The 25,972-nt window shown below is 71.3% G+C and carries 19 protein-coding genes; 14 read left to right on the top strand and 5 right to left on the bottom strand.

The features are described 5' to 3' along the window. Window positions 1-42 precede the first annotated feature (42 nt). Window positions 43-2,004 (top strand): TerD family protein, encoded by a 1,962-nt coding sequence (locus ACH4U7_RS04845; protein ID WP_398526607.1) that lies wholly within the window; start codon window positions 43-45, stop codon window positions 2,002-2,004. 263 nt (window positions 2,005-2,267) lie between these two features. Further along, window positions 2,268-3,275 (top strand): TerC family protein, encoded by a 1,008-nt coding sequence (locus ACH4U7_RS04840; protein ID WP_398526606.1) that lies wholly within the window; start codon window positions 2,268-2,270, stop codon window positions 3,273-3,275. A gap of 112 nt (window positions 3,276-3,387) precedes the next feature. Here the strand turns inward: ACH4U7_RS04840 and ACH4U7_RS04835 are convergent, their stop codons facing one another. The 3 genes from ACH4U7_RS04835 to ACH4U7_RS04825 form a co-directional block, all read right to left on the bottom strand. Then, a complete protein-coding gene (locus ACH4U7_RS04835) occupies window positions 3,388-4,713 on the bottom strand; it encodes an MFS transporter (RefSeq protein WP_398526605.1) in 1,326 nt (441 codons plus the stop codon). Window positions 4,714-4,901: 188 nt separating this feature from the next. Continuing rightward, entirely contained in the window at window positions 4,902-5,558 is a 657-nt protein-coding gene (locus ACH4U7_RS04830; RefSeq protein WP_398526604.1) for an MBL fold metallo-hydrolase, read from the bottom strand. A 4-nt stretch (window positions 5,559-5,562) separates the two neighbouring features. After that, window positions 5,563-6,285 carry a maleylpyruvate isomerase family mycothiol-dependent enzyme gene (locus tag ACH4U7_RS04825; protein WP_398526603.1) on the bottom strand — a complete coding sequence of 241 codons (723 nt, stop codon included), beginning with the start codon at window positions 6,283-6,285 and terminating at the stop codon, window positions 5,563-5,565. Between the two features lie 229 nt (window positions 6,286-6,514). On the opposite strand from ACH4U7_RS04825, the gene uvrA reads away from it, so the two are divergent. Further along, window positions 6,515-9,544 (top strand): excinuclease ABC subunit UvrA, encoded by a 3,030-nt coding sequence (gene uvrA, locus ACH4U7_RS04820; protein WP_398526602.1) that lies wholly within the window; start codon window positions 6,515-6,517, stop codon window positions 9,542-9,544. A gap of 433 nt (window positions 9,545-9,977) precedes the next feature. Here uvrA and ACH4U7_RS04815 read toward each other — a convergent pair whose 3' ends face one another. Both ACH4U7_RS04815 and ACH4U7_RS04810 read right to left on the bottom strand, forming a co-directional pair. After that, window positions 9,978-10,922: a carbohydrate kinase gene (locus ACH4U7_RS04815; RefSeq protein WP_398526601.1), complete on the bottom strand. Its 945-nt coding sequence runs from the start codon at window positions 10,920-10,922 to the stop codon at window positions 9,978-9,980. A gap of 11 nt (window positions 10,923-10,933) precedes the next feature. Next, window positions 10,934-12,013 carry a LacI family DNA-binding transcriptional regulator gene (locus tag ACH4U7_RS04810; protein ID WP_398526600.1) on the bottom strand — a complete coding sequence of 360 codons (1,080 nt, stop codon included), beginning with the start codon at window positions 12,011-12,013 and terminating at the stop codon, window positions 10,934-10,936. A gap of 180 nt (window positions 12,014-12,193) precedes the next feature. Here ACH4U7_RS04810 and uvrC point away from each other — a divergent pair, with 180 nt between their 5' ends. The 11 genes from uvrC (at window position 12,194) to ACH4U7_RS04755 (ending at window position 25,929) form a co-directional block, all read left to right on the top strand. Then, entirely contained in the window at window positions 12,194-14,257 is a 2,064-nt protein-coding gene (gene uvrC, locus ACH4U7_RS04805; RefSeq protein ID WP_398526599.1) for an excinuclease ABC subunit UvrC, read from the top strand. Continuing rightward, window positions 14,254-15,192, top strand: a complete 939-nt coding sequence (gene rapZ, locus ACH4U7_RS04800) for an RNase adapter RapZ (protein WP_398526598.1) — start codon at window positions 14,254-14,256, stop codon at window positions 15,190-15,192. The genes uvrC and rapZ overlap by 4 nt, the downstream gene beginning before the upstream one ends. Then, the gene (yvcK, locus tag ACH4U7_RS04795) at window positions 15,189-16,208 is read left to right on the top strand and encodes a uridine diphosphate-N-acetylglucosamine-binding protein YvcK (protein WP_398526597.1); all 1,020 of its coding nucleotides are present in this window, start codon (window positions 15,189-15,191) and stop codon (window positions 16,206-16,208) included. The genes rapZ and yvcK overlap by 4 nt, the downstream gene beginning before the upstream one ends. Then, the gene (gene whiA, locus ACH4U7_RS04790) at window positions 16,199-17,188 is read left to right on the top strand and encodes a DNA-binding protein WhiA (protein WP_089511332.1); all 990 of its coding nucleotides are present in this window, start codon (window positions 16,199-16,201) and stop codon (window positions 17,186-17,188) included. The genes yvcK and whiA overlap by 10 nt, the downstream gene beginning before the upstream one ends. Window positions 17,189-17,452: 264 nt before the next feature. After that, the gene (locus ACH4U7_RS04785) at window positions 17,453-20,395 is read left to right on the top strand and encodes a M14 family zinc carboxypeptidase (RefSeq protein ID WP_398526596.1); all 2,943 of its coding nucleotides are present in this window, start codon (window positions 17,453-17,455) and stop codon (window positions 20,393-20,395) included. Between the two features lie 187 nt (window positions 20,396-20,582). Beyond that, window positions 20,583-21,587: a type I glyceraldehyde-3-phosphate dehydrogenase gene (gap, locus tag ACH4U7_RS04780; protein WP_089511329.1), complete on the top strand. Its 1,005-nt coding sequence runs from the start codon at window positions 20,583-20,585 to the stop codon at window positions 21,585-21,587. Window positions 21,588-21,665: 78 nt separating this feature from the next. Beyond that, the gene (locus ACH4U7_RS04775; RefSeq protein ID WP_398526595.1) at window positions 21,666-22,868 is read left to right on the top strand and encodes a phosphoglycerate kinase; all 1,203 of its coding nucleotides are present in this window, start codon (window positions 21,666-21,668) and stop codon (window positions 22,866-22,868) included. 5 nt (window positions 22,869-22,873) lie between these two features. Continuing rightward, entirely contained in the window at window positions 22,874-23,650 is a 777-nt protein-coding gene (gene tpiA, locus ACH4U7_RS04770) for a triose-phosphate isomerase (RefSeq protein WP_398526594.1), read from the top strand. A 144-nt stretch (window positions 23,651-23,794) separates the two neighbouring features. Then, window positions 23,795-24,022 carry a preprotein translocase subunit SecG gene (gene secG / locus ACH4U7_RS04765; protein ID WP_014180602.1) on the top strand — a complete coding sequence of 76 codons (228 nt, stop codon included), beginning with the start codon at window positions 23,795-23,797 and terminating at the stop codon, window positions 24,020-24,022. A 194-nt stretch (window positions 24,023-24,216) separates the two neighbouring features. Then, window positions 24,217-24,552, top strand: coding sequence for an RNA polymerase-binding protein RbpA (locus ACH4U7_RS04760; protein WP_009718803.1), 336 nt, complete (start codon window positions 24,217-24,219; stop codon window positions 24,550-24,552). A 132-nt stretch (window positions 24,553-24,684) separates the two neighbouring features. Beyond that, window positions 24,685-25,929, top strand: coding sequence for an MFS transporter (locus ACH4U7_RS04755; protein ID WP_398526593.1), 1,245 nt, complete (start codon window positions 24,685-24,687; stop codon window positions 25,927-25,929). The last annotated feature ends 43 nt before the right edge of the window (window positions 25,930-25,972 follow it).

The raw sequence follows: 25,972 nt of genomic DNA, 5'->3' as shown, positions 1-25,972 counted from the left end.
CGCATATTTCAATACGGCGAAACACAACGAGGGGACGCACCCATGACGGCCGAGCTGGTCCGAGGGCAGAACCATCCACTGCCCCAGACCCGTTTGGAGATCCGGGTCTCGGCGGGCCATCCGATCGTGGCCGGGGTGACCCTCGGCGACGAGCAGGGCACAGTACGGGGGACCGAATGGGTCGCCCATCCCGCCGCGCCGCAGCTTCCGGGCATCGATGTGCCCAAGCAGGCCGCGGCGGATCACCGGCTCGCCGTGGACCTCGGCGCGATGCCCGAGGACGTCCACCGGGTCAATGTTCTGCTGGCCCTGCCGACGGGCGTCGGCGGCCCCACCCGCTTCGGCGCCATGCCCGCGCCGTTCATCGCCGCCACCGGCCTGGACGGCACCGAGGTCGCCAGCTACACCATCACCGACCTGGACTCGGAGTCCGCGGTGGTCGCCCTGGAGCTGTACCGCAGGCAGGGCGCCTGGAAGGTGCGCGCCGTCGGCCAGGGGTACGCGGGCGGGCTGGCCGCGATGCTCCAGGACCAGGGGCTGTCGGAGGCCGTCGAGCTCGCCGCGCGGATCAATGACGCGATCGCCCAGGGCATGGCCCGCTCGGTCGCCCCGCCGCCGCCGCCCCGCCCGGAGGGCGAGGGGCGGGTGCGCACGGCCACGGTCGGCGGCAGCGGCCCGATGGGCGAGTCCGCCGCCGCGCCGCAGCAGGCCCCCGCGGGCACCGCCGCCGGAGCCGCGCCCGGTTCGGGCGGGCCGGGTTCGGGCGGATCGGCCTCGGGTGGATCGGTCAACTACCAGCACCCCAGCCGCCGTACGTCCGCGCCGCCCACGCCCCCTCCGGCCGCCCCGCCCGCCCAGCCGGGACAGCCCGCCCAGCCCGTCGCGGGCGACGCCTCCGGCTGGACCATGGACGAGCGGCTCTACAACCAGGTCTGGGGCATGTTCGAGGACCTGGCGCGGACGACCGCGGCGTACCGCAGCGCCGTCGACTTCGCCGACTCCCGTATGGAGAAGGAGCTGGACGGGGTCCTGTCCGACCCGCGCACCCGCTTCGGCCCGGCCGCCGACGCGGCCCGCGCGGAGGCCCGTACCAAGCACACCGCCCTGGTCGAGCAGGCCCGCGCGGCCCTCGACCGGGATCTGGCCCAACTCGCCGCCGAGGCCGAGGTGGTCGAGCCCGCGCTGCCCCCGGCGTTCGCGCGCTGGGACAGCCCGGTCTGGCAGGCCTATCAGGTGCCCATGGAGATCCCCATGGCCCTGCGCCTGGGGGAGCTGTATCTCCCGGAGCGGAGTGATCTGCGCATCCCGATGCTGGTGCGGCTGCCGCTGGAGCGCGGGCTGTGGATCGACAGCGGGCGGGACGCACTGTCCGACGCGGCGATGGTGGACTCCGGTGAGCTGCGCCGGCTGGCCGCGGACACGGCGGTCGCGCATGCCGCGCGGCTGCTGGCGGTCTATCCGGCGGGCGAGTTCACGGTCCATGTGATCGACCCGGCGGGGTCGGCGGCCGGGTCCTTGGCCCCGCTGCTGAGCTCCGGCGTGCTGCGCGAGCCGCCCGCCTCCGGCGCCCAGGGGGTGAGCGCGATGCTCGCCGGGCTGACGCGCCGGGTCGACCTGGTGCAGATGGCGGTGCGCAGCGGCGCCACGGACGCGCTGCCGCCGGACCTGGACATCGCCGAACAGCTGCTGATCGTCAATGACTTCCCGCACGGTTTCGACGACCGGGCCGTCACCCAGCTGCGCTATCTCGCGGACGAGGGGCCCTCGGTGGGCGTGCATCTGATGATGGTGGCCGACCGGCAGGACGCCCAGGCGTACGGTCCGGTGCTCGACCCGCTGTGGCGCTCGCTGCTGAGGGTCACCCCGGTCCCGGACGACCACCTGGCCGACCCCTGGGTGGGCCACGCCTGGACGTACGAGCCGTCGCTGGTGCCGGCCGGCAGTCAGGTGGTGGAGCAGGTGCTGACGCAGGTGGTCAGGGCCCGGCAGTCGTACGGCCGCTGACTCCTGATGCTCGGTCATTACTAGGTAAAGGACTACTGACCAGCGGATTTACCCATCTCTTTACTCTTCCTTGGTTATTCCTGTACTCTTCTTTGTGCGGAGGGGAGTACTCCTGTCGCGGCGTTCCCGTCAGTACGGATCGCGTCCGGTGCCTGGTCGGGCCGGATGCGAACCCGGGGCGTCGGCCCGTGGTGCGAGCCCGGGCGGAAGAGACCTCCGGCAGCGACGACGCTGAACTTGCCGTACGAATGCCGGAGGAATCGTTGGACGTCTCCTGGTCCCTGTGGGTGCTGACCATTGCCGGTCTGTGTGCCCTGATCGCCGTCGATTTCTTCATCGGCGGCCGTAAACCGCATGAGGTCTCGCTCAAGGAAGCGGGCATCTGGACGGCCGTCTGGATCGCCCTCGCCGGACTGTTCGGGCTCGGGCTGCTCGTCTTCGCGGGCGGGCAGCCCTCGGGCGAGTTCTTCGCCGGGTTCATCACCGAGAAGTCGCTGAGCGTCGACAACCTCTTCGTCTTTGTGCTGATCATGGCGAAGTTCGCGGTGCCGACGATCTACCAGCAGCGGGTGCTGATGGTGGGTGTGCTCATAGCGCTGGTGCTGCGGGCGGTCTTCATCGGCGCGGGCGCCGCGATCATCTCGAACTTCTCCTGGGTCTTCTACCTCTTCGGCGCGTTCCTCATCTGGACCGCCTGGAAGCTCATCCAGGAGGCGCGGGCCGGTGAGGAGGAAGAGGAGTTCGAGGAGAACCGCCTGCTGAAGGCGGTCGAGAAGCGCTTCCCGTCCACCGACAAGTACCACGGCACCAAGCTGTTCATCGTCGAGAACGGCAAGCGCCTGATGACCCCGATGCTCATCGTCATGCTGGCGATCGGCACCACGGACGTCCTGTTCGCGCTCGACTCGATACCCGCGATCTTCGGCCTCACCCAGGACCCGTACATCGTCTTCACGGCCAACGCCTTCGCGCTGATGGGCCTGCGCCAGCTGTACTTCCTGATCGGCGGGCTGCTGAAGAAGCTGGTCCACCTGTCGTACGGGCTGTCGGTGATCCTCGGCTTCATCGGCGTGAAGCTGGTGCTCCACGCGCTGCACGAGTCCGGGGTGCATGTCCCCGAGATCAGCATCCCGGTCTCGCTCGCGGTCATCTGCGCGGTGCTCGCCATCACCACGGTCACCAGCCTCTACGCCTCGAAGAAGCAGGCCGAGCGGGAGCGGGCCGAGGACGCCGCGGCGGACGAGCGGGACAGCGTCGACGCCCGGCCCTGACCACGGCGACGGCGGCAGCCTCGAAGCACCACCCCGACCAGGGAGCCGGCGGCCGCACCCGCCGGCTCCCGCTCCCGACTCGCCCCGGGCTGCCCTGACCCCGGAGCGGGCCCTAGACCGCCGCCTCCCCGGCCTCCATCGGCCGTGGGAGGGGGCGGTCCGTGCCGTCCGCCGGTCGGGTCTCCGGCAGCAGTGCGAAGCAGCCCAGGCTGAGCAGCGCGACGCCGGTCAGATACGCGGCGACGCCCCACGGCGGACCATCGCCGCGCGACAGGGCGGTCGCCACCAGCGGGGTGAGCCCGCCGCCGAGCACGCCCCCGAGGTTGTAGCCGAGGGCCGCGCCCGTGCAGCGCACCCGCGGCTCGTACAGCTCGGGCAGATAGGCCGCCGTGACGGCGAACATCGCGACAAAGGCCAGCAGCGCGCCCAGGAAGCCGAGGAACATCAGCGGGGCCCGCCCGGTGCCCAGCAGCGCCACCATCGGGAACATCCACAGCACCGTGCCGGCGCAGCCCGCCAGACACATGCTCCGCCGCCCGAAGCGGTCGCCCAGATGCGCGGCCAGCGGCGTCACCGCGCCCAGGGCCGCCACCGCCGCCATGACACAGCCGAGCATGACTGTGCGGTCCACCCCCAGCCGCTCCGTCCCGTACGCCAGCGACCAGGTCGTCACGGTGTAGAAGACCGCGTAGCCCACCGCGAGGCCGCCCGCGGTGAGCAGCACCAGCCGCCAGTGGCCGCGCACCACCTCGGCGAGCGGAGTGGCGGCGCGTTCGTCGCGCTCGGCCAGTTCCCGGAACTGCGGGGACTCGGTGAGCTGGGCGCGCAGCAGCAGCCCGGCCGCCACCAGCACGGCCGCCGCCCAGAACGGCACCCGCCAGCCCCAGGACCGGAAATCGGCCTCGCTCAGCGTTGCCGACAGGGCCAGCATGACGCCGTTGGCGAGCAGAAATCCGACGGACGGGCCGATCTGCGGAATGCCCGCCCACAGCCCGCGCCGCCGCTCGGGCGCGTGCTCGGCGGTCAGCAGCACCGCGCCGCCCCATTCGCCGCCGAGCCCGAGGCCCTGCAGAAAGCGCAGCGTCAGCAGCAGTACGGGGGCCGCGGCGCCGATCGAGTCATACGTGGGCACGAAGCCGACCGCGACCGTCGCGACCCCGGTGAGCAGCAGCGAGAACACCAGGACCGGCCGTCTGCCGTACCGGTCGCCGAGAGGGCCGAAGAGCGCCGAGCCCAGGGGCCGGGAGAGAAAGCCGACGGCGAAGGTGCCGAAGGCGGCGAAGGTCCCGGCGAGCGGGGAGACGGTGGGGAAGAAGAGCGGGCCGAGGACGAGCGCGGCCGCGGTGCCGTAGACGAAGAAGTCGTAGAACTCGATGGCGGTGCCGACCAGGGACGCGGCGGCGAGCCGGACCATGGACGGGGAGCGGTCGTCGTGCATGAAGCGCCAACCGCCGCCGTGCGCCCGCGGTTACGGGGCGTGCGGTGTCTGCGAGGGCGCACGGCGCGAGGGCGCGGCGCGCGCCCTCCCGGGCGCCGCGCGGGCCGCTCTCACGCGGCGCCGCGCGTCGCTTTCACGCCGCGCCGCGCGCTTCCCTCATGCGCCGCGCGTCGCTCACCACGCCTCGTTCACCAGCCGCGCTCGCGCCACTCGCCCAGGTGCGGGCGCTCCGCGCCCAGGGTGGTGTCGTCGCCGTGGCCGGGGTACACCCAGGTCTCGTCCGGCAGCTGATCGAAGAGCTTGCTCTCGACGTCGTCGATCAGGCTCGCGAACGCCTTCGCATCCTTCCAGGTGTTGCCGACCCCGCCCGGGAAGAGGCAGTCGCCGGTGAACACATGCGGATGGCCGTGCGGGTCGTCGTAGACCAGCGCGATGCTGCCCGGTGTGTGCCCCACCAGGCGGCGGGCGGTCAGCTCGACCCGGCCGACGCGCAGCGTGTCCCCGTCCTCGACCGGGACGTCGGTGGGGACCGGGATGCCCTCGGCGTCGTAGCGGCCCGCGTAGGTGCGGGCGCCGGTGGCCTCCACCACCTCGCGCAGCGCGCCCCAGTGGTCGGGGTGGCGGTGGGTGGTGACGACGGACGCGATACCGCTGCTCCCGATGAACGAGAGCAGGGTGTGCGGCTCGGCCGCGGCGTCGATGAGCAGCTGCTCGTCGGTGGCGCGGCAGCGCAGCAGATAGGCGTTGTTGCTTCCCGGACCGACCGCGACCTTCGAGATCATCAGATCGGGCAGTTCATGCACATCCGCCGGCCCGCCGACCTTCACCGCTCCGCTGTACGTCATGGCCTCAGCCTAGCGGCGGGAGGGACGGCAGGGGCGCGTCCCGACAGGACAGATCCGCGCCGTCCGTGCGCCCGCTCAGCCACCCCAACAGGGCGGCGGGGGAGCCCTCGACGGTCAGCGGCGGCTCGGCGCCCGCCCGGCCGGTGTGCCGGGCCCGGCCGCCGTCAGCCGACACCAGCCGCAGCGGGGGCACGTCGGGGTGGCCCGCGAACCTGCCCTCGGCCAGGAAGTCGAGCTCCTGCTCGACGAAAGCGGCGGGCAGGTCCGCCAGGGTGTAGCCGATCCCGAGGTCCACATGGTGCAGCTCGACCTCGACCAGCCTGCGGAAGGGCAGCCGGCCGGCCTGCTCGACGACGCCGCGCCGCATGGTGACCTCGAAGGGCCGCCGGTGCGCGGGGAGCGCCGCGGCCGCCGCGTTGAAGCGGAACGCGCTGGTGCGCAGATCGTCGAGGTGGATGGGGAGCAGACGGGCCGCCGCGTCCTCGATCTCCCGGTCGCGCGCGTCCTCGCTCGCGTACATGGGGGTCGGCTCCCCGGTGCGCGCCCATGTGAGGAGATTCACCAGGGCGTCCGCGTTGCGTGCCAGATGCGCCAGTACATGGCCCCGGGTCCAGCCCGGGAGCAGCGAGGGTTCGGTCACGGCCGTCTCGTCCAGCCTGGACACCGAAGTCATCAGCCGGTCGGTCGCGCCCCGCACCGCGGCCGCGTCCCGCGCGTAATCGGTCATGCTCTGACGGTAGTCCGCACCACACGTTCGGGTGAAGCTGTCGTCCTCGGCCCGCAAATCGAATGTGCGTGCTATAGGCTCGTGTGCTGCATCCTTAAAGACATCGCCGCAGCGCCCCCTACCCTGGGTCGGGGGGCTTCGCCTCGCTCCGGTTCTGCGCACCGGCAGAGCCTCCACGGAAGCGGGGCCCGCGGACCCCACACCTCTCTCAAGAAAGGTGCCGACCGGCGTGGCCGACCGTCTCATCGTCCGTGGCGCTCGCGAGCACAACCTCAAGAACGTCTCGCTCGACCTACCTCGCGACTCCCTCATCGTCTTCACCGGGCTCTCCGGGTCGGGCAAGTCCTCCCTCGCGTTCGACACGATCTTCGCGGAGGGCCAGCGCCGTTACGTCGAGTCCCTCTCCTCGTACGCGCGCCAGTTCCTGGGGCAGATGGACAAGCCCGACGTGGACTTCATCGAGGGCCTGTCCCCGGCGGTGTCCATCGACCAGAAGTCCACCTCGCGCAACCCCCGCTCCACGGTCGGCACCATCACGGAGGTCTATGACTACCTCCGGCTGCTGTTCGCCAGGATCGGCAAGCCGCACTGCCCCGAATGCGGCCGCCCGATCTCCCGCCAGTCGCCGCAGGCGATCGTCGACAAGGTGCTCGAGCTGCCCGAGGGCAGCCGCTTCCAGGTGCTGTCGCCGCTGGTGCGCGAGCGCAAGGGGGAGTTCGTCGACCTCTTCGCCGATCTGCAGACCAAGGGCTACAGCCGGGCGCGGGTGGACGGCACGACCATCCAGCTGACCGACCCGCCGAAGCTGAAGAAGCAGGAGAAGCACACCATCGAGGTGGTCATCGACCGCCTGACGGTCAAGGACAGCGCCAAGCGGCGGCTGACCGACTCCATCGAGACCGCGCTCGGGCTCTCCGGCGGCATGGTGATCCTCGACTTCGTGGACCTCGACGAGGACGACCCGCAGCGCGAGCGGATGTTCTCCGAGCACCTCTACTGCCCGTACGACGACCTGTCGTTCGAGGAGCTGGAGCCGCGCTCCTTCTCCTTCAACTCGCCCTTCGGCGCCTGCCCGGAGTGCACCGGCATCGGCACCCGTATGGAGGTCGACCCCGAGCTGATCATCCCGGACGAGGAGAAGTCGCTCGACGAGGGCGCCATCCACCCCTGGTCCCACGGCCACACCAAGGACTACTTCGCCCGGCTGTACGGCGGGCTGGCCGAGGCGCTCGGGTTCCGTACGGACATCCCCTGGGCCGGGCTTCCGCAGCGCGCCAAGAAGGCGCTGCTCTACGGGCACAAGACACAGATCGAGGTCCGCTACCGCAATCGCTACGGGCGGGAGCGCGCCTACGTCACGTCCTTCGAGGGCGCGGTGCCCTTCGTCCGGCGGCGGTACACGGAGGCGGAGAGCGATTCCAGCCGCGAGCGCTTCGAGGGCTATATGCGCGAGGTGCCCTGCCCCACCTGTGAGGGCACCCGGCTCAAGCCGCTCATCCTGGCCGTCACGGTGGAGGGCCGCTCCATCGCCGAGGTCTCCGCGATGTCGATCAGCGAGTGCGCCGAGTTCCTGCGCGACATGAAGCTGAGCGCCCGCGACAAGACCATCGCCCAGCGGGTGCTCAAGGAGGTCAACGAGCGGCTGCGGTTCCTGGTCGACGTCGGCCTGGACTATCTCTCGCTCAACCGCGCGGCGGGCACGCTCTCCGGCGGCGAGGCACAGCGCATCCGGCTGGCCACCCAGATCGGCTCCGGCCTGGTCGGCGTGTTGTACGTACTGGACGAGCCGTCGATCGGGCTGCACCAGCGCGACAACCACCGGCTGATCGAGACGCTGGTGCGGCTGCGCGACCTGGGCAACACTCTGATCGTCGTCGAGCACGACGAGGACACCATCAAGACCTCGGACTGGGTGGTGGACATCGGCCCGGGCGCGGGCGAGCACGGCGGCAAGGTCGTCCACAGTGGGCCGCTCGCCGAGCTGCTGGCCAACGAGGAGTCGATGACCGGCCAGTATCTGGCCGGGAAGAAGTCCATCGAGCTGCCGGGGATGCGCCGGCCCATGGACCCGGAGCGGCAGCTGACGGTCCACGGCGCCCGGGAGAACAACCTCCAGGACATCGATGTGTCCTTCCCGCTCGGTGTGCTCACCGCCGTCACCGGCGTCTCCGGATCGGGAAAGTCCACCCTGGTCAACGACATCCTGTACACCCACCTGGCGCGCGAGCTGAACGGGGCGCGGGCCGTCCCGGGCCGGCACACCCGGGTCGCCGGCGACGACCTCGTCGACAAGGTGGTGCACGTCGACCAGTCGCCCATCGGCCGCACCCCGCGCTCCAACCCGGCGACGTACACCGGCGTCTTCGACCATGTGCGCAAGCTGTTCGCGGAGACGATGGAGGCCAAGGTCCGCGGGTATCTGCCCGGGCGCTTCTCCTTCAACGTCAAGGGCGGCCGCTGTGAGAACTGCTCCGGCGACGGCACCATCAAGATCGAGATGAACTTCCTGCCGGATGTGTATGTGCCGTGCGAGGTCTGCCACGGCGCCCGCTACAACCGGGAGACGCTGGAGGTGCACTACAAGGGCAAGTCCATCGCCGAGGTGCTGGACATGCCCATCGAGGAGGCGCTCGACTTCTTCGAGGCGGTGCCGACGATCTCCCGCCATCTGCGCACGCTCAACGAGGTCGGGCTCGGCTACGTCCGGCTCGGGCAGCCCGCGCCGACCCTCTCCGGCGGCGAGGCGCAGCGCGTCAAGCTCGCGAGCGAGCTGCAGAAGCGGTCGACGGGGCGCACGGTCTACGTCCTGGACGAGCCCACGACCGGGCTGCACTTCGAGGACATCAGCAAGCTGATCAAGGTGCTGTCCGGACTGGTCGACAAGGGCAATACGGTGATCGTCATCGAGCACAACCTCGATGTGATCAAGACGGCCGACTGGGTCGTGGACATGGGCCCGGAGGGCGGTAGCGGCGGCGGCCTGGTCGTCGCCGAGGGCACCCCCGAGGAGGTGGCCTCGGTCCCGGCCAGCCACACCGGCAAGTTCCTCAGGGAGATGCTGGGGGACCTGGTGAGCGACGCGGTGGCGCCGGTCGGCCGGAAGGGCGCGAAGAAGGCCCCCGCGAAGGCTCCGGCCAAGGCCCCGGCCAAGGCTCCGGCGAAGAAGGCGGCGGCCAAGAAGACCGCTGCCAAGACGACCGCGGCCAAGAAGACGGGGGCGAAGACGACGGTCTCCGGACGGCGCGCGGCGGCGAAGTAGCGCGTGCCGAAGGCGCCGTGGCTATACGCCGGAGCGTGCCGCGCCCCTGCTTGGGCACGGCGCGCTCCGCACCCGCCGCGCGAGCGGCCTGCGCCGCCGCCATGTGCCCGGCCATCTCGGGGCGGCCAACCGGGCGCCGGACCGCACCTCCGGGCCCCAAGTCGCCGGCCCTCCCGGGCCCGGGTCGCGGGCGACTGCGCCGCGCCCCAGCAACTGGGGACTGCGGACCGGAGACTCGGCGCCGGGGCCTGCGGGCGCGGGGGGCCATCCGGCCGCGCGGCCGCGGCGCACAGGCCGGGCGGGTACGGCCGGGGCGGGCAACGGCGACTGCGCGGGGACGCGCCTCGCGATGCCTCCACGGCGCCCCACAGCGCCTCGTAGCGCCTAGCGGGGCCGCTCTGTGGGCCCCCGAGGCTCCCGGGGGCCCCAGCGGTCAGAGCTCGGCCGCGTAGGGCGGCTGGGCGCCCGGCCGGGAGCAGGTGACGGCGGCGGCCCGCGCCGCGAAGCCGAGCACATCCCGCCAGGCCGCCTCGTCCAGCTTCGCCACCGCGTCCACCGACAGCGCCTCATGCGCCGCCAGCCGGTGCAGCAGCGCGGCGTTCACCGTGTCGCCCGCCCCGATGGTGTCCACGACCTCGATCTGTACGCCGGGGACGGCGCAGCCGCCCCCGCCCCGGGTGAGGACGCTGATGCCGTCCCGGCCGTGCGTGAGGACCACGGCCGCCGGGCCCGCCGCCAGCCACTCCCGGGCGGCCGCCGCCGGGTCCTGGGCGCCGGCCAGCCAGGCGGCGTCCTCCATCGACAGCTTGAGCAGCCCGACATGCGGCAGCCAGCCGCGGAACCGCGCCCGGTAGGCGTCGGCGTCGGGGATCAGACCGGTGCGGATGTTGGGGTCGAGCGCGGTGAAGACGCCGCGCGCCGCCTCGCGCCGCAGCAGCGCCTCGTACGCGCTCGCGCCCGGCTCCAGCACCAGCGAGCAGGTGCCGAAGGACAGCGCCGCGACCGAGTCGGGAAGGGCCTCGGGCAGCTCGAAGAGACGGTCCGCGGTGCCCTCGACGTAGAAGCCGTAGCCCGCCGATCCATCGGGGGCTATCGAGGCCACCGCGAGCGTGGTCGGCTCCGCGCCGCGCTGCACCAGCGCGGTGTCCACGCCGTCCTCGTGCAACCCCGCCATCAGCGCCCCGCCGAAGCCGTCGGTCGAGATCCGGGAGCAGAAGGCGGTCGGCGAGCCCAGCCGGCCCAGCGCCACCGCAGTGTTGTACGGGCCGCCGCCGCGCCGCGGCAGCAGCGCCGGCAGGGCCGGGTCAGCCGCGGGGCCGGCCGTGGCCGGGCGGTCGGGCACCAGGTCGATCAGGGCTTCTCCGGCGACGACAATCACGAGGCGGTTCCTCACGTTGTGGGTGGATGGGGGTCCCGGGGCCGGCTGCTGCTCGCCGGCTGGCGGACGGCCCCGCCGGGCGCTTCACTTGCGGCTTCCTCGCAGCCGCACGAGGTGCGGTGCACAAAGGCGCAGGGCAGCCGGACGGTTCGCGGCGGCCGGGAGGGGTCCGCCAGCCGGTCGAGCAGCAGTCTGACCGCGGTGGCGCCGATCTGGCGGCTGGGCTGCGAGATCGCGGTGAGCCGGGGCGAGAACACATCGGCCCAGGAGAAGTCGTCGAAGCAGACCAGCGCGATGTCGTCCGGCACGCCGAGGCCCGCCTCGCGCAGGGCGCGCAGCGCGCCGATGGTCATCGCGTTGTTGGCGGTGACGATCGCGGTGGGCGGCCGGGCGGCCGACAGCAGCCGGTGGGTGGCTTCCCGCGCGCCATCCGCCTCGGAGTCGCCGCCGGCCAGCAGCTCGGGGTCGAACGGAAGCCCTCGCAGGCGCAGCCCGGCCCGGTAGCCGGCCGTCCGCTCGGCGGTGGTGCTCAGCCCCGGCGCGCCCGCGACCAGGCCGATGCGGGTGTGGCCGAGGTCGGCGAGGTGGCGGACGAGCTCTTCGACGTGCTGGGCGTTCTCCGCGCTCACCTGGTCGTGGGCGTCCGTGACCAGCCGGTCGAGGAAGACGGCGGGGACCTGGTGGCGGGTCAGGTAGTCGAGCATCGCGCGGGGTTCGGCGGAGGCGGCGACGATCACTCCGTCCACCCGCCGCTCATGGAGGAGCTGGACGGCCTTGCGCTCCTGCTCGGGGTCGTCGTGCGGATCGGCGATGAGCAGCCCGTAGCCGTGCTCCAGGGCGCCGGCCTCGACGCCTTGGAGGATTTCGGTGAAGTACGGATTGCTGATCGCCGAGACCGCCAGGCCGATCGAGCGGGTGCGCGCGGTGACCAGGGAGCGGGCGAGCGTGTTGTGGGTGTAGCCCAGGGCGTCGATGGCGTCGAGCACGGCCTGGCGGGTGCCCGGGAGCACGGGACGGGTCTCGTTGAGCACATGCGACACCGTCGCCACGGACACGCCCGCGCGCCGGGCCACATCAGCCATCGTCGCCATCTGTGACTGTCCCCTCACCGTCCGCCAGTCGCCCCGGACCGGGTCGAGGCAGGAACGTACCTCATTCCAGGCGCTGCGTAAACGCTTGCGCAAGCGTTTACGCGCACGCGGCGACATCCCGTGCGGCGCACCCGGCCCGACCGCTCCGGACTGTCACTCCCCGCCAGTAGGGTGGTGACCATGGCCGACCCGAGCAGCTACCGCCCCAAGCCGGGACAGATCCCCGAGTCGCCGGGGGTCTACAAGTTCCGAGACGAGCACGGCCGGGTGATCTACGTCGGAAAGGCGAAGAGCCTGCGCCCGCGGCTCTCCTCCTACTTCCAGGACCTGGCGAATCTCCATCCGCGCACCCGCACCATGGTCACCACCGCCGCCTCCGTGGAGTGGACCGTGGTGAGCACGGAGGTCGAGGCGCTGCAGCTCGAGTACTCCTGGATCAAGGAGTTCGACCCCCGGTTCAACGTCAAGTACCGCGACGACAAGAGCTATCCGTCCCTCGCCGTCACGCTCAACGAGGAATTCCCCCGGGTCCAGGTCATGCGCGGCCCCAAGAAGAAGGGCGTGCGCTACTTCGGTCCGTACGGCCACGCCTGGGCCATCCGCGAGACCGTCGATCTGATGCTGCGGGTCTTCCCGGTGCGTACCTGCTCGGCCGGGGTGTTCAAGCGCTCGGCCCAGATCGGCCGCCCCTGTCTGCTCGGCTATATCGGCAAGTGCTCCGCCCCCTGTGTGGGCCGGGTGACCGCCGAGGAGCACCGGCGGCTGGCCGAGGAGTTCTGCGACTTCATGGCCGGGCGCACCGGCGCCTATCTGCGCCGCCTGGAGCAGCAGATGCAGGAGGCCGCCGAGGAGATGGAGTACGAGAAGGCGGCCCGGCTCCGCGACGACATCGGGGCGCTCAAGCGCGCCATGGAGAAGAACGCGGTCGTGCTCGCCGACGCCACCGACGCCGACCTGATAGCGATCGCCGAGGACGAGCTGGAGGCCGCCGTCCAGATCTTCCATGTGCGCGGCGGCCGGGTCCGCGGCCAGCGCGGCTGGGTCACCGACAAGGTGGAGGCCGTGGACACGGCCGGGCTGGTCGAGCATGCGCTGCAGCAGCTGTACGGGGAGGAGAAGGGCGACGCGGTCCCCAAGGAGGTCCTGGTCCCCGCCCTGCCCGAGCTCGCCGAGTCGGTCGCCCAGTGGCTGAGCGACCGCCGCGGCTCCCGGGTCGATCTGCGCATCCCGCAGCGCGGCGACAAGAAGGACCTGATGGCGACCGTCGCGCGCAACGCGCAGCAGGCGCTGGCGCTGCACAAGACCAAGCGCGCCTCCGATCTGACCACGCGCTCGCGTGCCCTGGAGGAGATCGCGGAGGCCCTGGAGCTGGACTCGGCCCCGCTGCGCATCGAGTGCTTCGACATCTCGCATCTGCAGGGGGAGGACGTGGTGGCATCCATGGTGGTCTTCGAGGACGGCCTGGCGCGCAAGAGCGAGTACCGCCGCTTCCAGATCAAGAGCTTCGCGGGCCAGGACGACGTCCGCGCGATGCACGAGGTCGTCGGCCGCCGGTTCCGCCGCTATCTGCAGGAGAAGACGGACACCGGCGAGTGGGGCCCGGCGCCCGACGGCGAGGCGGCCCCGAACGGGCACCCCGAGGAGGCCCAGGACGGACACCCCGAGGCGCCCGCCGGGCCCATCGACGAGAGCGGTAAGCCGAAGCGATTCGCCTACCCGCCGCAGCTCGTCGTCGTGGACGGCGGCCGGCCGCAGGTCGCCGCCGCCAAGCGGGCGCTGGACGAGCTCGGGATCGACGATGTGGCGGTCTGCGGCCTCGCCAAGCGGCTGGAGGAGGTCTGGCTGCCCGACGACGAGGACCCGGTGGTGCTGCCCCGCAGCAGCGAGGGGCTGTATCTGCTGCAGCGCGTGCGCGACGAGGCGCACCGCTTCGCCATCACCTACCAGCGCGGCAAGCGGGCCAAGTCGATGAAGGCCGGCCCGCTGGACACCGTGCCCGGGCTCGGCGAGAGCCGTCGGCAGGCGCTCCTGAAGCACTTCGGCTCGCTCAAGCGGCTGCGCGCCGCGACGGTCGAGCAGATATGCGAGGTGCCGGGGGTGGGCCGTAAGACGGCCGAGACTGTCGCGGCCGCCCTCGCCACGGCGGCCCCGGCCGCCCCGGCGGTGAACACCGCCACAGGAGAGATCATTGAGGATGAGGCCACAAGCGTGGCGTCATCAGCGACGCGGGGGACGGACAGATGAATGAGCATGAGAACCATGGAGACGGAGCGCAGGTGAATACGGGCACCCCCGGAGACGCTGCCGCCGAGGCGACGGCCATCCCCGAGCTGGTGATCATCTCCGGCATGTCGGGGGCGGGCCGCAGCACCGCCGCCAAGTGTCTGGAGGACCTCGGCTGGTTCGTGGTGGACAACCTGCCGCCCGCGCTGATCCCCACCATGGTGGACCTCGGCGCCCGCTCCCAGGGCAATGTGGCCCGTATCGCGGTGGTCGTCGACGTCCGCGGCCGTCGCTTCTTCGACAATCTGCGCGAGTCCCTGGCGGACCTGGCCGCCAAGAACGTCAAGCGCCGCGTCCTGTTCCTGGAGGCGTCCGACGAGGCCCTGGTGCGCCGCTTCGAGTCGGTGCGCCGCCCGCATCCGCTCCAGGGCGACGGCCGGATCGTGGACGGCATCGCGGCCGAGCGGGACCTGCTGCGCGAGCTGCGCGGCGACGCCGATCTGGTGATCGACACCTCCAGCCTCAATGTGCACGAGCTGCGCGCCAAGATGGACGCCCAGTTCGCCGGCGAGGAGGAGCCGGAGCTGCGCGCCACGGTCATGTCCTTCGGCTACAAGTACGGCCTGCCGGTCGACGCCGACCTGGTGGTGGACTGCCGCTTCCTGCCGAACCCGCACTGGGTTTCGGAGCTGCGCCCCTTCACCGGGCTCAACGAGGAGGTCGCCGGCTATGTCTTCAACCAGCCCGGCGCCAAGGAGTTCCTGGACCGCTACGCCGAGCTGCTGCAGCTGATCGCGGCCGGCTACCGCCGCGAGGGCAAGCGCTATGTGACCATCGCCGTCGGCTGTACGGGCGGCAAGCACCGCAGCGTCGCGATGTCCGAGCGGCTGGCCGCCCGGCTCGCCGCCGAGGGAGTCGAGACCGTCATCGTCCACCGTGACATGGGGCGCGAGTGACGATCAGGACCAGACGGCTGCGGCGGCTGGTCGGATCCCGTACCAGCAGAGGAGCGCAGCCCAAGGTGGTCGCGCTCGGCGGCGGGATGGGGCTGTCCGCCTCGCTCGCCGCCCTGCGCCGGATCACCGGCGATCTGACCGCCGTCGTCACCGTCGCCGACGACGGGGGCTCCAGCGGGCGGCTGCGCGATGAGCTCGGTGTGCTGCCGCCCGGCGATCTGCGCAAGGCGCTGGCCGCGCTGTGCGGCGACGACGACTGGGGCCAGACCTGGGCCCGGGTCATCCAGCACCGCTTCGCCAGCGAGGGCGAGCTGCACGGCCACGCGGTCGGCAATCTCCTGATCGTCGCCCTCTGGGAGCAGCTGGGCGACCACGTCAAGGCCCTGGACCTGGTCGGCAAGCTGCTGGGCGCGCACGGCCGGGTGCTGCCCATGTCGGCGGTCCCGCTGGAGCTCCAGGCGTTCGTCCGCGGCCATGACCCGGGCCGCCCGGACGAGGTCACCACGGTGCGCGGGCAGGCCACCGTCGCGCTCACCCCTGGCGAGGTGCAGTCGGTCCATCTGGTGCCCAATGATCCGCCGGCGGTCCCCGAGGCCGTCGAGGCGGTCCTGGACGCCGACTGGGTGGTGCTGGGCCCCGGCTCCTGGTTCTCCTCCGTGATTCCGCATCTGCTGGTCCCCGAGCTGCTGGAAGCGCTCACCGACACCAAGGCCCGGAGGGTCCTGTCACTGAACCTGGCCCCCCAGCCCGGTGAAACCGACGGCTTCTCCCCGCAGCGTCATTTGGAGGTTTTGGCCCGACACGCCCCTAAACTCGCCTTCGACGTGGTGCTGGCCGACCAGGCCGCCGTCCCCGACCAGGGCAGTCTGTGCGACGCCGCGAAGCGGCTGGGCGGCACGGTCGAGCTGGCGCCGGTGGCCAGGCCCGACGGCTCCCCGAAACACGACCCGGAGCTTTTGGCGGCCGCGTACGACCGTATTTTTCGGATGCATGGAAGGATCGGCCCATGGCGATGACGGCAGCGGTGAAGGACGAAATCTCCCGGCTCCCCGTCACCCGCACCTGCTGCCGGAAAGCGGAGGTCTCGGCGATCCTGCGGTTCGCGGGCGGGCTGCACCTGGTCAGCGGGCGCATCGTGATCGAGGCGGAGCTGGATACGGGCATCGCGGCCCGAAGAGTGCGCAAAGACATCCTGGAGATCTTCGGGCATTCCTCGGATCTGGTGGTGATGGCCCCCGGTGGGCTGCGCCGCGGCAGCCGCTATGTGGTGCGGGTGGTGGCGGGCGGTGACCAGCTGGCCCGGCAGACCGGGCTGGTCGACGGCCGCGGCCGGCCGATCCGCGGGCTGCCGCCGCAGGTCGTCTCGGGTGCCACCTGTGACGCCGAGGCCGCCTGGCGCGGGGCCTTCCTCGCCCATGGCTCGCTCACCGAGCCCGGCCGCTCCTCCTCGCTCGAGGTGACCTGCCCCGGCCCCGAGGCCGCGCTCGCGCTGGTCGGCGCGGCGCGCCGGCTGCAGATCGCCGCCAAGGCGCGGGAGGTGCGCAGTGTTGACCGCGTTGTCGTCCGTGACGGTGATGCCATCGGCGCGCTGTTGACGCGGCTCGGCGCCCATGAGTCGGTGCTCGCGTGGGAGGAGCGCCGGATGCGCCGCGAGGTCCGCGCCACCGCCAACCGGCTCGCCAACTTCGACGACGCCAATCTGCGCCGCTCGGCCCGGGCCGCCGTCGCCGCCGGGGCCCGGGTGCAGCGCGCGCTGGAGATCCTGGGCGAGGAGGTGCCCGAGCACCTGGCCGCGGCCGGCCGGCTGCGCATGGAGCACAAGCAGGCGTCCCTGGAGGAGTTGGGCGCGCTCGCCGACCCGCCGCTGACCAAGGACGCCGTCGCGGGCCGTATCCGCCGCCTGCTGGCCATGGCGGACAAGCGCGCCCAGGACCTCGGGATCCCCGGTACGGAGTCCAGCCTGACGGAGGAGATGGCTGAGGGCATGGTCGGCTGACCGCACCGGTTGCACCAGCCACGCCGGTTGCACCAGCCGCACAGCCACACCGGTCAGGCGGTCCTTCCGTACGGAAGGACCGTACGGAAGGACCGCACGACTGACCTCTCCCGCCCCCGGCTTCCGCCGCGAAGCCGGGGGTTTTTCGCTGCCCTTTTCGTGTCGTATGACGGTCTTGCGATGGCATTGACATGATCATGGGGTGTGACAAGTCTTAGGCGCCTGCGCACCGATGGGACGAGACCGATGCGACAAGGGGGGCTCATGACAAGACACAAGGCCAGATCGATCATCGCGGTGGCCTCGCTGCTGCTGGGAGGGGTGGCGGCGACCTCCACGGCACAGGCCCGGCCGCGGCCTCAAGCCGCCGACGAGGGGCTGTCGGTATGGACCGCCCAGGTGACCCGGGCCCAGGTGCCGCTGCTGCTCAAGGCCGGAGCCGACGGGCATGAACTGGGCGAGCGGCTGCCGCAGAAGGGGACCGGGCAGGTCGAGCTCTACCTCACCGGCAAGCAGGCGGAGGCGCTGCGCGGGCAGGGCGTCCGCCTCATCCGCAAGGAGATCTCCCAGAAGGCCGTGAACCGGGTCAAGGCCGCGGGTGACGGCGTCTTCCGCCCGTACAGCGGCGAGGGCGGCCTCAAGCAGGAGATCGTCGAGACCGGCCAGGCGCACCCCGGGCTGACCAAGGTCGTCAGCATCGGCAAGACCGTACGAGGCAATGACATCCTCGCCCTCAAGCTCAGCAAGGGCGCCGACCGCACCCCCGACGGCACCAAGCCCTCGGTGCTCTATATGTCGAATCAGCACGCCCGCGAGTGGATCACCCCGGAGATGACCCGGCGGCTGATGCACTACTACCTCGACAACTACGGCAAGGACGACCGCGTCACCAGGATCGTGGACCGTACGGAGCTGTGGTTCGTCCTCTCCGCCAACCCGGACGGCTACGACTTCACCCACCAGAGCCCCGAGAACCGGCAGTGGCGCAAGAATCTGCGCGACAACGACGGCGACGGCAAGATCACCACGGGCGACGGCGTCGACCTCAACCGCAACTTCCGCTACAAGTGGGGCTACGACAACGAGGGTTCGTCCCCCGACCCGGCCGAGGAGGTCTACCGAGGCCCGAGCCCCGGCTCCGAGCCGGAGACCAAGGCGCTGGACGCCTTCGAGAAACGCATCGGCTTCGAGTACGGCATCAACTACCACTCGGCCGCCGAACTGCTGCTCTACGGCGTCGGCTGGCAGGTCTCCACCCCCACCCCCGACGACATCCTCTACAAGTCCCTCGCCGGCACCCCGGAGAAGTCCGCGATCCCCGGCTACCACCCGCAGGTCTCCTCCGAGCTCTACACCACCAACGGCGAGGCCGACGGCCATGCGGCCAACGTCAACGGGATGATGATGTTCACCCCCGAGATGTCGACCTGTCAGACGGCCTCCGCCGTCGACCCCGACGACGCCTGGCTGCCCGGCGACTGCGAATCCGTCTTCACCTTCCCGGATGACAAAAAGCTCATCCAGGAAGAGTTCGCCAAGAACATCCCGTTCGCGCTCGCCGTCGCCGAGACCGCCGAACACCCCGACCGGCCCAACTCCCCGGTCGGCATCGACGCCCCCGACTTCACCCCGGACGCCTTCACCACCTCCTACGCCCGCGGCGCCGGCCAGGAGGTCTCGGTGACCGCCCGCAAGAGCGTGCGCGGCAAGCAGCTCAACTACCGCATCGACGGCGGCCGCACCCGCACCGCCCAGCTGGGGCCCTGGAAGGGCGGCGAGACCTACGGCGGCGAGGACAACATCCGCTTCGACCAGTACCGCGCCACGGTCAAGGGCGCGGACGCCGGCGACAAGGTGGAGGTCTGGTTCACCGGCCGCACCGCCAAGGGCGAGCCGACCGCGAGCAAACCCTTCACCTACCGCGTCGCCGAGCGGCCGCGCGCCGACACCCTGGTGATCGCCGACGAGGGCGGCACCACCGCGGCCCGGCACACCGCCGAGTACACCAAGGCGCTCGCCGACAACGGCCGCAAGTCCGCCGTATGGGACGTCGCCACCCAGGGAGCGCCGCACGCACTGGGGGTGTTGAGCCACTTCAAGACCGTGTACTGGTACACCGGCGCCCAGCGGCCCGGCGGCGCGACCCTGCTCGCGGTGCGCGACTTCCTCAACGAGGGCGGCAAGCTCATCACCAGCGGAGAGCGGGCGGGCGGCAGCTCCGTGGTCGGCCCGGCCGACACCGATGACTTCAGCCAGTACTACCTGGGCGCCGACCGCCGTCTGTCGCTGACGTCCCCGCCGAGCTTCCGGGGCGCCGGCGCCCTCGCGGGCACGGGTGCCACCCTCGCCGACGCCGCGGACAACCCCCTGGACGCGGCGGGCGGGTACACCGTCACCTCCGACGCGCTGCCGCCGGAGCAGTTCCCGCAGTTCCGCAGCGCGGCCGCGGGCGACTACCCGGGCGCGCGCAGCCCGTTCCAGCCGTACGACGGCGAGTGGATGGCGGCGGCGCTGCACCGGGACCGCTCCTGGATGCGGCTGTCCCGCACCGTCGATCTGACCGGGGACACCGCGGCCGACAAGCCGAGTCTGCGGTTCCGGCTCAGCTATGACACCGAACCCGGTTACGACTATGCGATTGTCGAGGCGCACACCGTGGGCCAGGACGACTGGACCACCCTGCCCGACACCAATGGCGCCACCTCCACCACCGCCCCGGACGACTGCTATCTGACCCTGCACCCGTTCCTGGCGCACTACCTGACCCGTGGCGCGAACGCCTGTGAGGCGGGCGGGACCACGGGCAAGTGGAACGCCTTCAACGGCTCCTCGGAGGGCTGGCGGCCCGTCTCCGTGGACCTGAGCGGCTACGCGGGCAAAAAGGTCGAGCTCTCCATCTCGTATGTGACCGACTCCGGTACGGGCGGGCTCGGCGTCCTGGCCGACAGCACCGCGCTCGTCGTCGGTGGCGCCGAGCGGGACCGGGAGGGCTTCGAGACGGCGCTCGGCCCCTGGGCGGTGCCCGGCGCGCCGGCCGGCAGCCCGGCGAACTCCGCCGACTGGACCCGGTCGCGGGAGCTGTTCCACACCTCGGCCGCGGTCACCACCCGGGACACCGTGCTCCTCGGCTTCGGCCTGGAACACATCCCCGGCGCCGCCGAACGGACGCGACTCGTGGGGGCCGCGCTGCGTGCGCTGCGACGTTGACCATTCGTGACAGAAAGTGACTGATGGGTAAACCGAGGCCGTCGGTCCGTACCACTTTTCAGTGGTCGCGGGCCGACGGCGCCAATGTCACGTACGTCCCGTGATAGCGGTAGGGTCGGATGCGGTCGGGGACATCCAATAAGGCTCGCCGGCGTCCATACCGGCACACCAACGAGGAGATCGGTTCGTGACGATCCGCGTAGGCATCAACGGCTTCGGCCGCATCGGCCGCAACTACTTCCGCGCGCTCCTGGACCAGGGTGCGGACATCGAGATCGTCGGTGTCAACGACCTGACCGACAACGCCACTCTGGTCCACCTGCTCAAGTACGACACCATCCTGGGTCGGCTGAAGCAGGCGGTCAGCCACACCGACGACACCATCACCGTCGGCAACCAGACGTTCAAGACGTTCGCCGAGCGGGACCCGGCCAAGCTGCCCTGGGCCGAGCTCGGCGCCGACATCGTCATCGAGTCGACGGGCATCTTCACCAAGCGCGACGACGCCGCGAAGCACCTGGCCGCCGGTGCCAAGAAGGTCCTGATCTCCGCGCCCGCCAAGGGCGAGGACATCACCATCGTCATGGGCGTCAACCAGGACAAGTACGACGCCGCCAACCACCACGTCATCTCCAACGCGTCCTGCACCACCAACTGTGTCGCCCCGATGGCCAAGGTCCTCGACGAGGCCTTCGGTATCACCAAGGGTCTGATGACCACGGTGCACGCGTACACCAACGACCAGCGCATCCTGGACTTCCCGCACAAGGACCTGCGCCGCGCGCGGGCCGCCGCGGAGAACATCATCCCGACCTCGACCGGCGCGGCGAAGGCCACCGCCCTGGTGCTCCCGCAGCTCAAGGGCAAGCTGGACGGCATCGCCATGCGCGTCCCGGTGCCCACCGGCTCGGTCACCGACCTGGTCGTCGAGCTGGACCGCGAGGTCACCAGGGACGAGGTCAACACCGCCTTCCAGAAGGCCGCCGAGGGCCAGCTCAAGGGCATCCTCGAGTACACCGAGGACGAGATCGTCTCCTCGGACATCGTCAACTGGCCGGCCTCCTGCACCTTCGACTCCTCGCTGACCATGGCCCAGGGCAAGCAGGTCAAGGTCATCGGTTGGTACGACAACGAGTGGGGCTACTCCAACCGCCTCGTCGACCTGACCGTCTTCGTCGGCAACCAGCTCTGACCGCTGCCGAGATGAGCCAGGACAGGGCCCGGTACGACGCTGTCGTACGGGCCCTGTCCCATGAACTAGGAGTCCTCTGTGAAGACGATTGACGATCTTCAGGTCGCCGGGAAGCGGGTCTTCGTCCGCGCCGATCTGAACGTTCCGCTCGACGGCGAGACGATCACCGACGACGGCCGTATCCGCGCCGCCGTGCCGACCATCGCCAAGCTCACCGAGTCGGGCGCCAAGGTGATCGTCGCCTCCCACCTGGGCCGGCCCAAGGGCGCGCCCGAGCCCCGCTTCTCGCTCGCCCCGGTCGCCCGGCGGCTCGGCGAACTCCTCGGCAAGCAGGTCGCGTTCGCGACCGACACGGTCGGGGAGAGCGCCCGCGAGGCGGTGGCCGGGCTCGGCGAGGGCGATGTGGTGCTGCTGGAGAACCTGCGCTTCAACGCCGGTGAGACCAGCAAGGACGACGCCGAGCGCGGCGCCTTCGCCGATCAGCTCGCCGGCCTCGCGGACCTGTACGTGGGCGACGGCTTCGGCGCGGTGCACCGCAAGCACGCCTCCGTGTACGACCTCCCGGCGCGGCTGCCGCACGCCGCGGGCGATCTGATCGCCGCCGAGCTGCACGTCCTCAGGCAGCTCACCGAGGACGTGAAGCGCCCGTACGCGGTGGTCCTCGGCGGCGCCAAGGTGTCCGACAAGCTCGGCGTCATCGACCACCTCCTGGAGCGGGCCGACCGCATCCTGATCGGCGGCGGCATGGCGTACACCTTCCTCAAGGCCCAGGGCCACGAGATCGGCACCTCGCTGCTCCAGGACGACCAGATCGAGGCCGTCCAGGAGTACCTGGCGCGCGCCAAGGAGCGCGGCGTGGAGTTCGTGCTCCCCGTCGACGTCCTGGTGGGCCCCGAGTTCCCGGACCTGAAGACGAAGGCCCCGGCCCACCCGCAGGCCGTCTCCGTCGCGCAGATCCCGGCCGACCAGATGGGTCTGGACATCGGCCCGGAGACCTGCGAGCTGTACGCCTCGAAGCTGGCCGACGCCGCCACCGTCTTCTGGAACGGCCCGATGGGCGTCTTCGAGCACCCCGACTTCGCCGAGGGCACCAGGGCCGTCGCCCAGGCGCTGGTCGAGAGCCCGGCCTTCACCGTGGTGGGCGGCGGAGACTCCGCCGCCGCCGTACGGATCCTGGGCTTCGACGAGAATGCTTTCGGCCACATCTCGACCGGCGGCGGAGCGAGCCTCGAATACCTCGAGGGCAAGACGCTCCCCGGCCTTGCCGCACTGGAGGACTGAACACCGTGAGTGACCGCACCCCGCTGATCGCGGGCAACTGGAAGATGAACCTCAACCACCTCGAGGCCATCGCCCATGTCCAGAAGATCACTTTTTCGCTCACCGACAAGGACTACGAGGCCGTCGAGGTCGCGGTCCTGCCGCCGTTCACGGACCTCCGGACGCTGCAGACCCTGGTCGAGCACGACAAGCTGAAGCTCAAGTACGGCGCCCAGGACATCTCGGCGCACGACTCCGGCGCGTACACCGGGGAGATCTCCGGCGCGATGCTCGCCAAGCTGCGGTGCTCCTATGTGGCGGTCGGCCACTCCGAGCGGCGCCAGTACCACGGCGAGACCGACGAGCTGTGCAACGCCAAGGTCAAGGCCGCCTTCAAGAACGACGTCACCCCCATCCTGTGCGTCGGCGAGGGCCTGGAGGTGCGCAAGGCGGGCAACCAGGTCGCGCACACGCTCGCGCAGCTCGACGGGGGCCTGAAGGACGTCCCGGCCGAGCAGGCCGAGCGGATCGTGATCGCGTACGAGCCGGTCTGGGCCATCGGCACCGGTGAGGTGGCCACCCCCGAGGACGCCCAGGAGGTCTGCGGGGCCATCCGGGGCCGCCTGGCCGAGCTGTACGGCCAGGAGCTGGCCGACAAGGTCAGGATCCAGTACGGCGGCTCGGTGAAGCCCGGGAACGTCGCCGCGATCATGGCGCAGCCCGACGTGGACGGCGCGCTGGTCGGCGGTGCCTGCCTGGACGCGGACGACTTCGTCAAGATCGTCCGGTTCCGAGACCAGTGAGCAGACCGGTGAGTAGGCCGTAGCAGGTCACTCGTCGTACCCTGGCGGGGGTCGAGGTGGTGCGGAAGGCACTGCCCGGCCCCCGCTCCTTACCGTTCTTTACCGTCCCGTCCAAGCCCGAGAGAGTTGGTTCCAGCCGTGGTCATGGGGTTCTCGATCGCCCTCATTATTTTCAGCGTTCTGCTGATGATGCTGGTGCTCATGCACAAGGGGAAGGGCGGAGGTCTGTCCGACATGTTCGGTGGCGGTATGCAGTCCTCCGTGGGCGGCTCCTCGGTCGCCGAGCGCAACCTGGACCGGATCACCGTCGTCATCGGCCTGCTGTGGTTCGTCTGCATCGTGGTGCTCGGCCTGCTGATCAAGCTCGATTGAGCCGATAGCTGACGCACCGTCGCGAGCGCGGCTTATCATGGGCTTGCGTCCTCGGGGGTACCTCCCGGCCGAAGGCCGGGGGAGGGTGTAACTCCTCTCACTGGACGCGCGTTGGGCCTTACGTAGACTGGGGCGCCCGGCAGCGGAGCTGCCTACCAATGCTTCGCGGCACCATCACGCAGGGAGTTACGACCGTGGCAAGTGGCAACGCGATCCGTGGAAGTCGGGTCGGAGCGGGGCCGATGGGAGAAGCGGAGCGAGGCGAATCGGCGCCTCGCCTGCGTATTTCCTTCTGGTGCTCGAACGGGCACGAGACCGTGCCGAGCTTCGCCAGCGACGCGCAGATCCCGGACACTTGGGACTGCCCCCGCTGTGGCTTCCCGGCCGGCAAGGACCGGGACAACCCGCCGGACCCGCCGCGCACCGAGCCGTACAAGACGCATCTGGCGTATGTGCGGGAGCGGCGGAGCGACGCCGACGGCGAGGCGATCCTCGCCGAGGCTCTCGCCAAGCTCCGCGGCGAGATCTGAGCGGCAGGCGGGACGACGCACAGTACGACGGCCCGGCCGGGCACCTCTGACGGGGGTGCGCGGCCGGGCCGTTGTCAGTGGTGGGGGCTACGGTCGTGATGTGGGGTGCCGTGCGGTTCGGGAGGGGGCGTCATGGCCACGGTGGAGGCCGGTGAGCAAGGTGCTGAGCGGGCCGTGTCGCTCGCGTGGCGGGGCGGTTTCGGGCGGCTGTGGGGGGCCGCGGTGGTGTCCCGGTTCGGGGACGCGCTGCGCGGGGCGGCGCTTCCGCTGCTGGCCGTCTCGCTGACCGACTCCCCGGTGCTGGTCTCGCTGGTGACCGCGTGCGGCTTTCTGCCGTGGCTGCTGTTCGGGCTGCTCGGCGGGACCATCGCCGACCGGGTGGACCAGCGGCGGGCGATGTGGGCGGTGGATGTGGCGCGGGGCGTGCTGATGGCCGCCTTCGCCGTCGCCGTATGGCTGGGACATGCCACGATCGGCCTGCTGCTCGCCCTCGCCTTCGCGCTCACCACCCTGCAGACCCTCTTCGACAACGCCGCCACGGCCCTGCTGCCGTCCGTGGTGGCGCCGGAGGCCCTGAGCCGGGCCAACGCACGCCTGATGACCGGGCAGGAGGTCATGGGCCGGTTCGTGGGCGCGCCGCTGGTGCCGGTGGCCCTGGGCCTTGGCGCCGCCGTGCCGTACGCGGCCGACGCGGCCACCTATCTCGCCGCCGCCGCGCTGGTCGCCTCGCTGGGCGGGCGGGCGCGGGCGCCGCGGCGGGAGCCCCGGGCGCCGGGGAGCACGATACGGCGGGATATGGCCGAGGGCATCGGGGTGCTGTGGCGGGACCGGCTGCTGCGGGCGCTGTGTGTGTCCACCATGCTGTGCAATGTGGGCATCGGCGCCCTCATCGCCACGCTGGTGCTGCATGTCACCGGATGGCTGGGCGCCGGGGACGCGGGCTATGCGGCCGTCATCACGGTCTACGGGATCGGCAGCGTGGCCGGCGGGCTGGTGGCCGCGCGGGTGGCGGAGCGGCTGGGGCGCGGTCCCACGATCGTGGTGTGCGGTATCGCGCAGATAGCCGCCCTCCTCGCCCTGGGCACCATCCGCGAGCTGCCGGCCGCCGCTGCCGCCTTCGGCGTCTTCGGCTTCGCCGGGATCATCTGGAACGTCACGGAGGTGACGATGATGCAGCAGCGCAGCCCGGCCGAGATGCTGGGCCGGGTCAGCGCCGCCTTCCGTACGCTGTCGACCGTCGGCGCCCCGCTCGGCGCCCTGCTCGGCGGGGTCATAGCCGGCGCATGGGGGCTGAACACACCGGCGCTGGCGGCCGCCGCGCTCTTCGCCGGCGGACTGGTGGCCCTCGTCCCCGGTATGCGCTCCCCGATCAACTAGGTTGGGGGCCACGGGGGCCAGGCACCGACGAGAAGTGGGCTGA

It is taken from the genome of Streptomyces sp. NPDC020845 (assembly GCF_044334165.1).
GTDB lineage: Bacteria > Actinomycetota > Actinomycetes > Streptomycetales > Streptomycetaceae > Streptomyces.
This window is presented reverse-complemented; position numbering and strand designations above follow the sequence as displayed.

What these genes read in the sequence shown, in the direction of transcription:
- secG (WP_014180602.1), top strand. Translation starts at nt 23,795, where the DNA reads ATGGGGTTCTCGATCGCCCTCATTATTTTCAGCGTTCTGCTGATGATG.
- ACH4U7_RS04830 (WP_398526604.1), bottom strand. Translation starts at nt 5,558, where the DNA reads ATGACGTACAGCGGAGCGGTGAAGGTCGGCGGGCCGGCGGATGTGCAT.
- whiA (WP_089511332.1), top strand. Translation starts at nt 16,199, where the DNA reads ATGGCGATGACGGCAGCGGTGAAGGACGAAATCTCCCGGCTCCCCGTC.
- ACH4U7_RS04755 (WP_398526593.1), top strand. Translation starts at nt 24,685, where the DNA reads ATGGCCACGGTGGAGGCCGGTGAGCAAGGTGCTGAGCGGGCCGTGTCG.
- ACH4U7_RS04785 (WP_398526596.1), top strand. Translation starts at nt 17,453, where the DNA reads ATGACAAGACACAAGGCCAGATCGATCATCGCGGTGGCCTCGCTGCTG.
- ACH4U7_RS04845 (WP_398526607.1), top strand. Translation starts at nt 43, where the DNA reads ATGACGGCCGAGCTGGTCCGAGGGCAGAACCATCCACTGCCCCAGACC.
- ACH4U7_RS04810 (WP_398526600.1), bottom strand. Translation starts at nt 12,013, where the DNA reads ATGGCGACGATGGCTGATGTGGCCCGGCGCGCGGGCGTGTCCGTGGCG.
- ACH4U7_RS04825 (WP_398526603.1), bottom strand. Translation starts at nt 6,285, where the DNA reads ATGACCGATTACGCGCGGGACGCGGCCGCGGTGCGGGGCGCGACCGAC.
- rapZ (WP_398526598.1), top strand. Translation starts at nt 14,254, where the DNA reads ATGAATGAGCATGAGAACCATGGAGACGGAGCGCAGGTGAATACGGGC.
- ACH4U7_RS04835 (WP_398526605.1), bottom strand. Translation starts at nt 4,713, where the DNA reads ATGCACGACGACCGCTCCCCGTCCATGGTCCGGCTCGCCGCCGCGTCC.
- uvrC (WP_398526599.1), top strand. Translation starts at nt 12,194, where the DNA reads ATGGCCGACCCGAGCAGCTACCGCCCCAAGCCGGGACAGATCCCCGAG.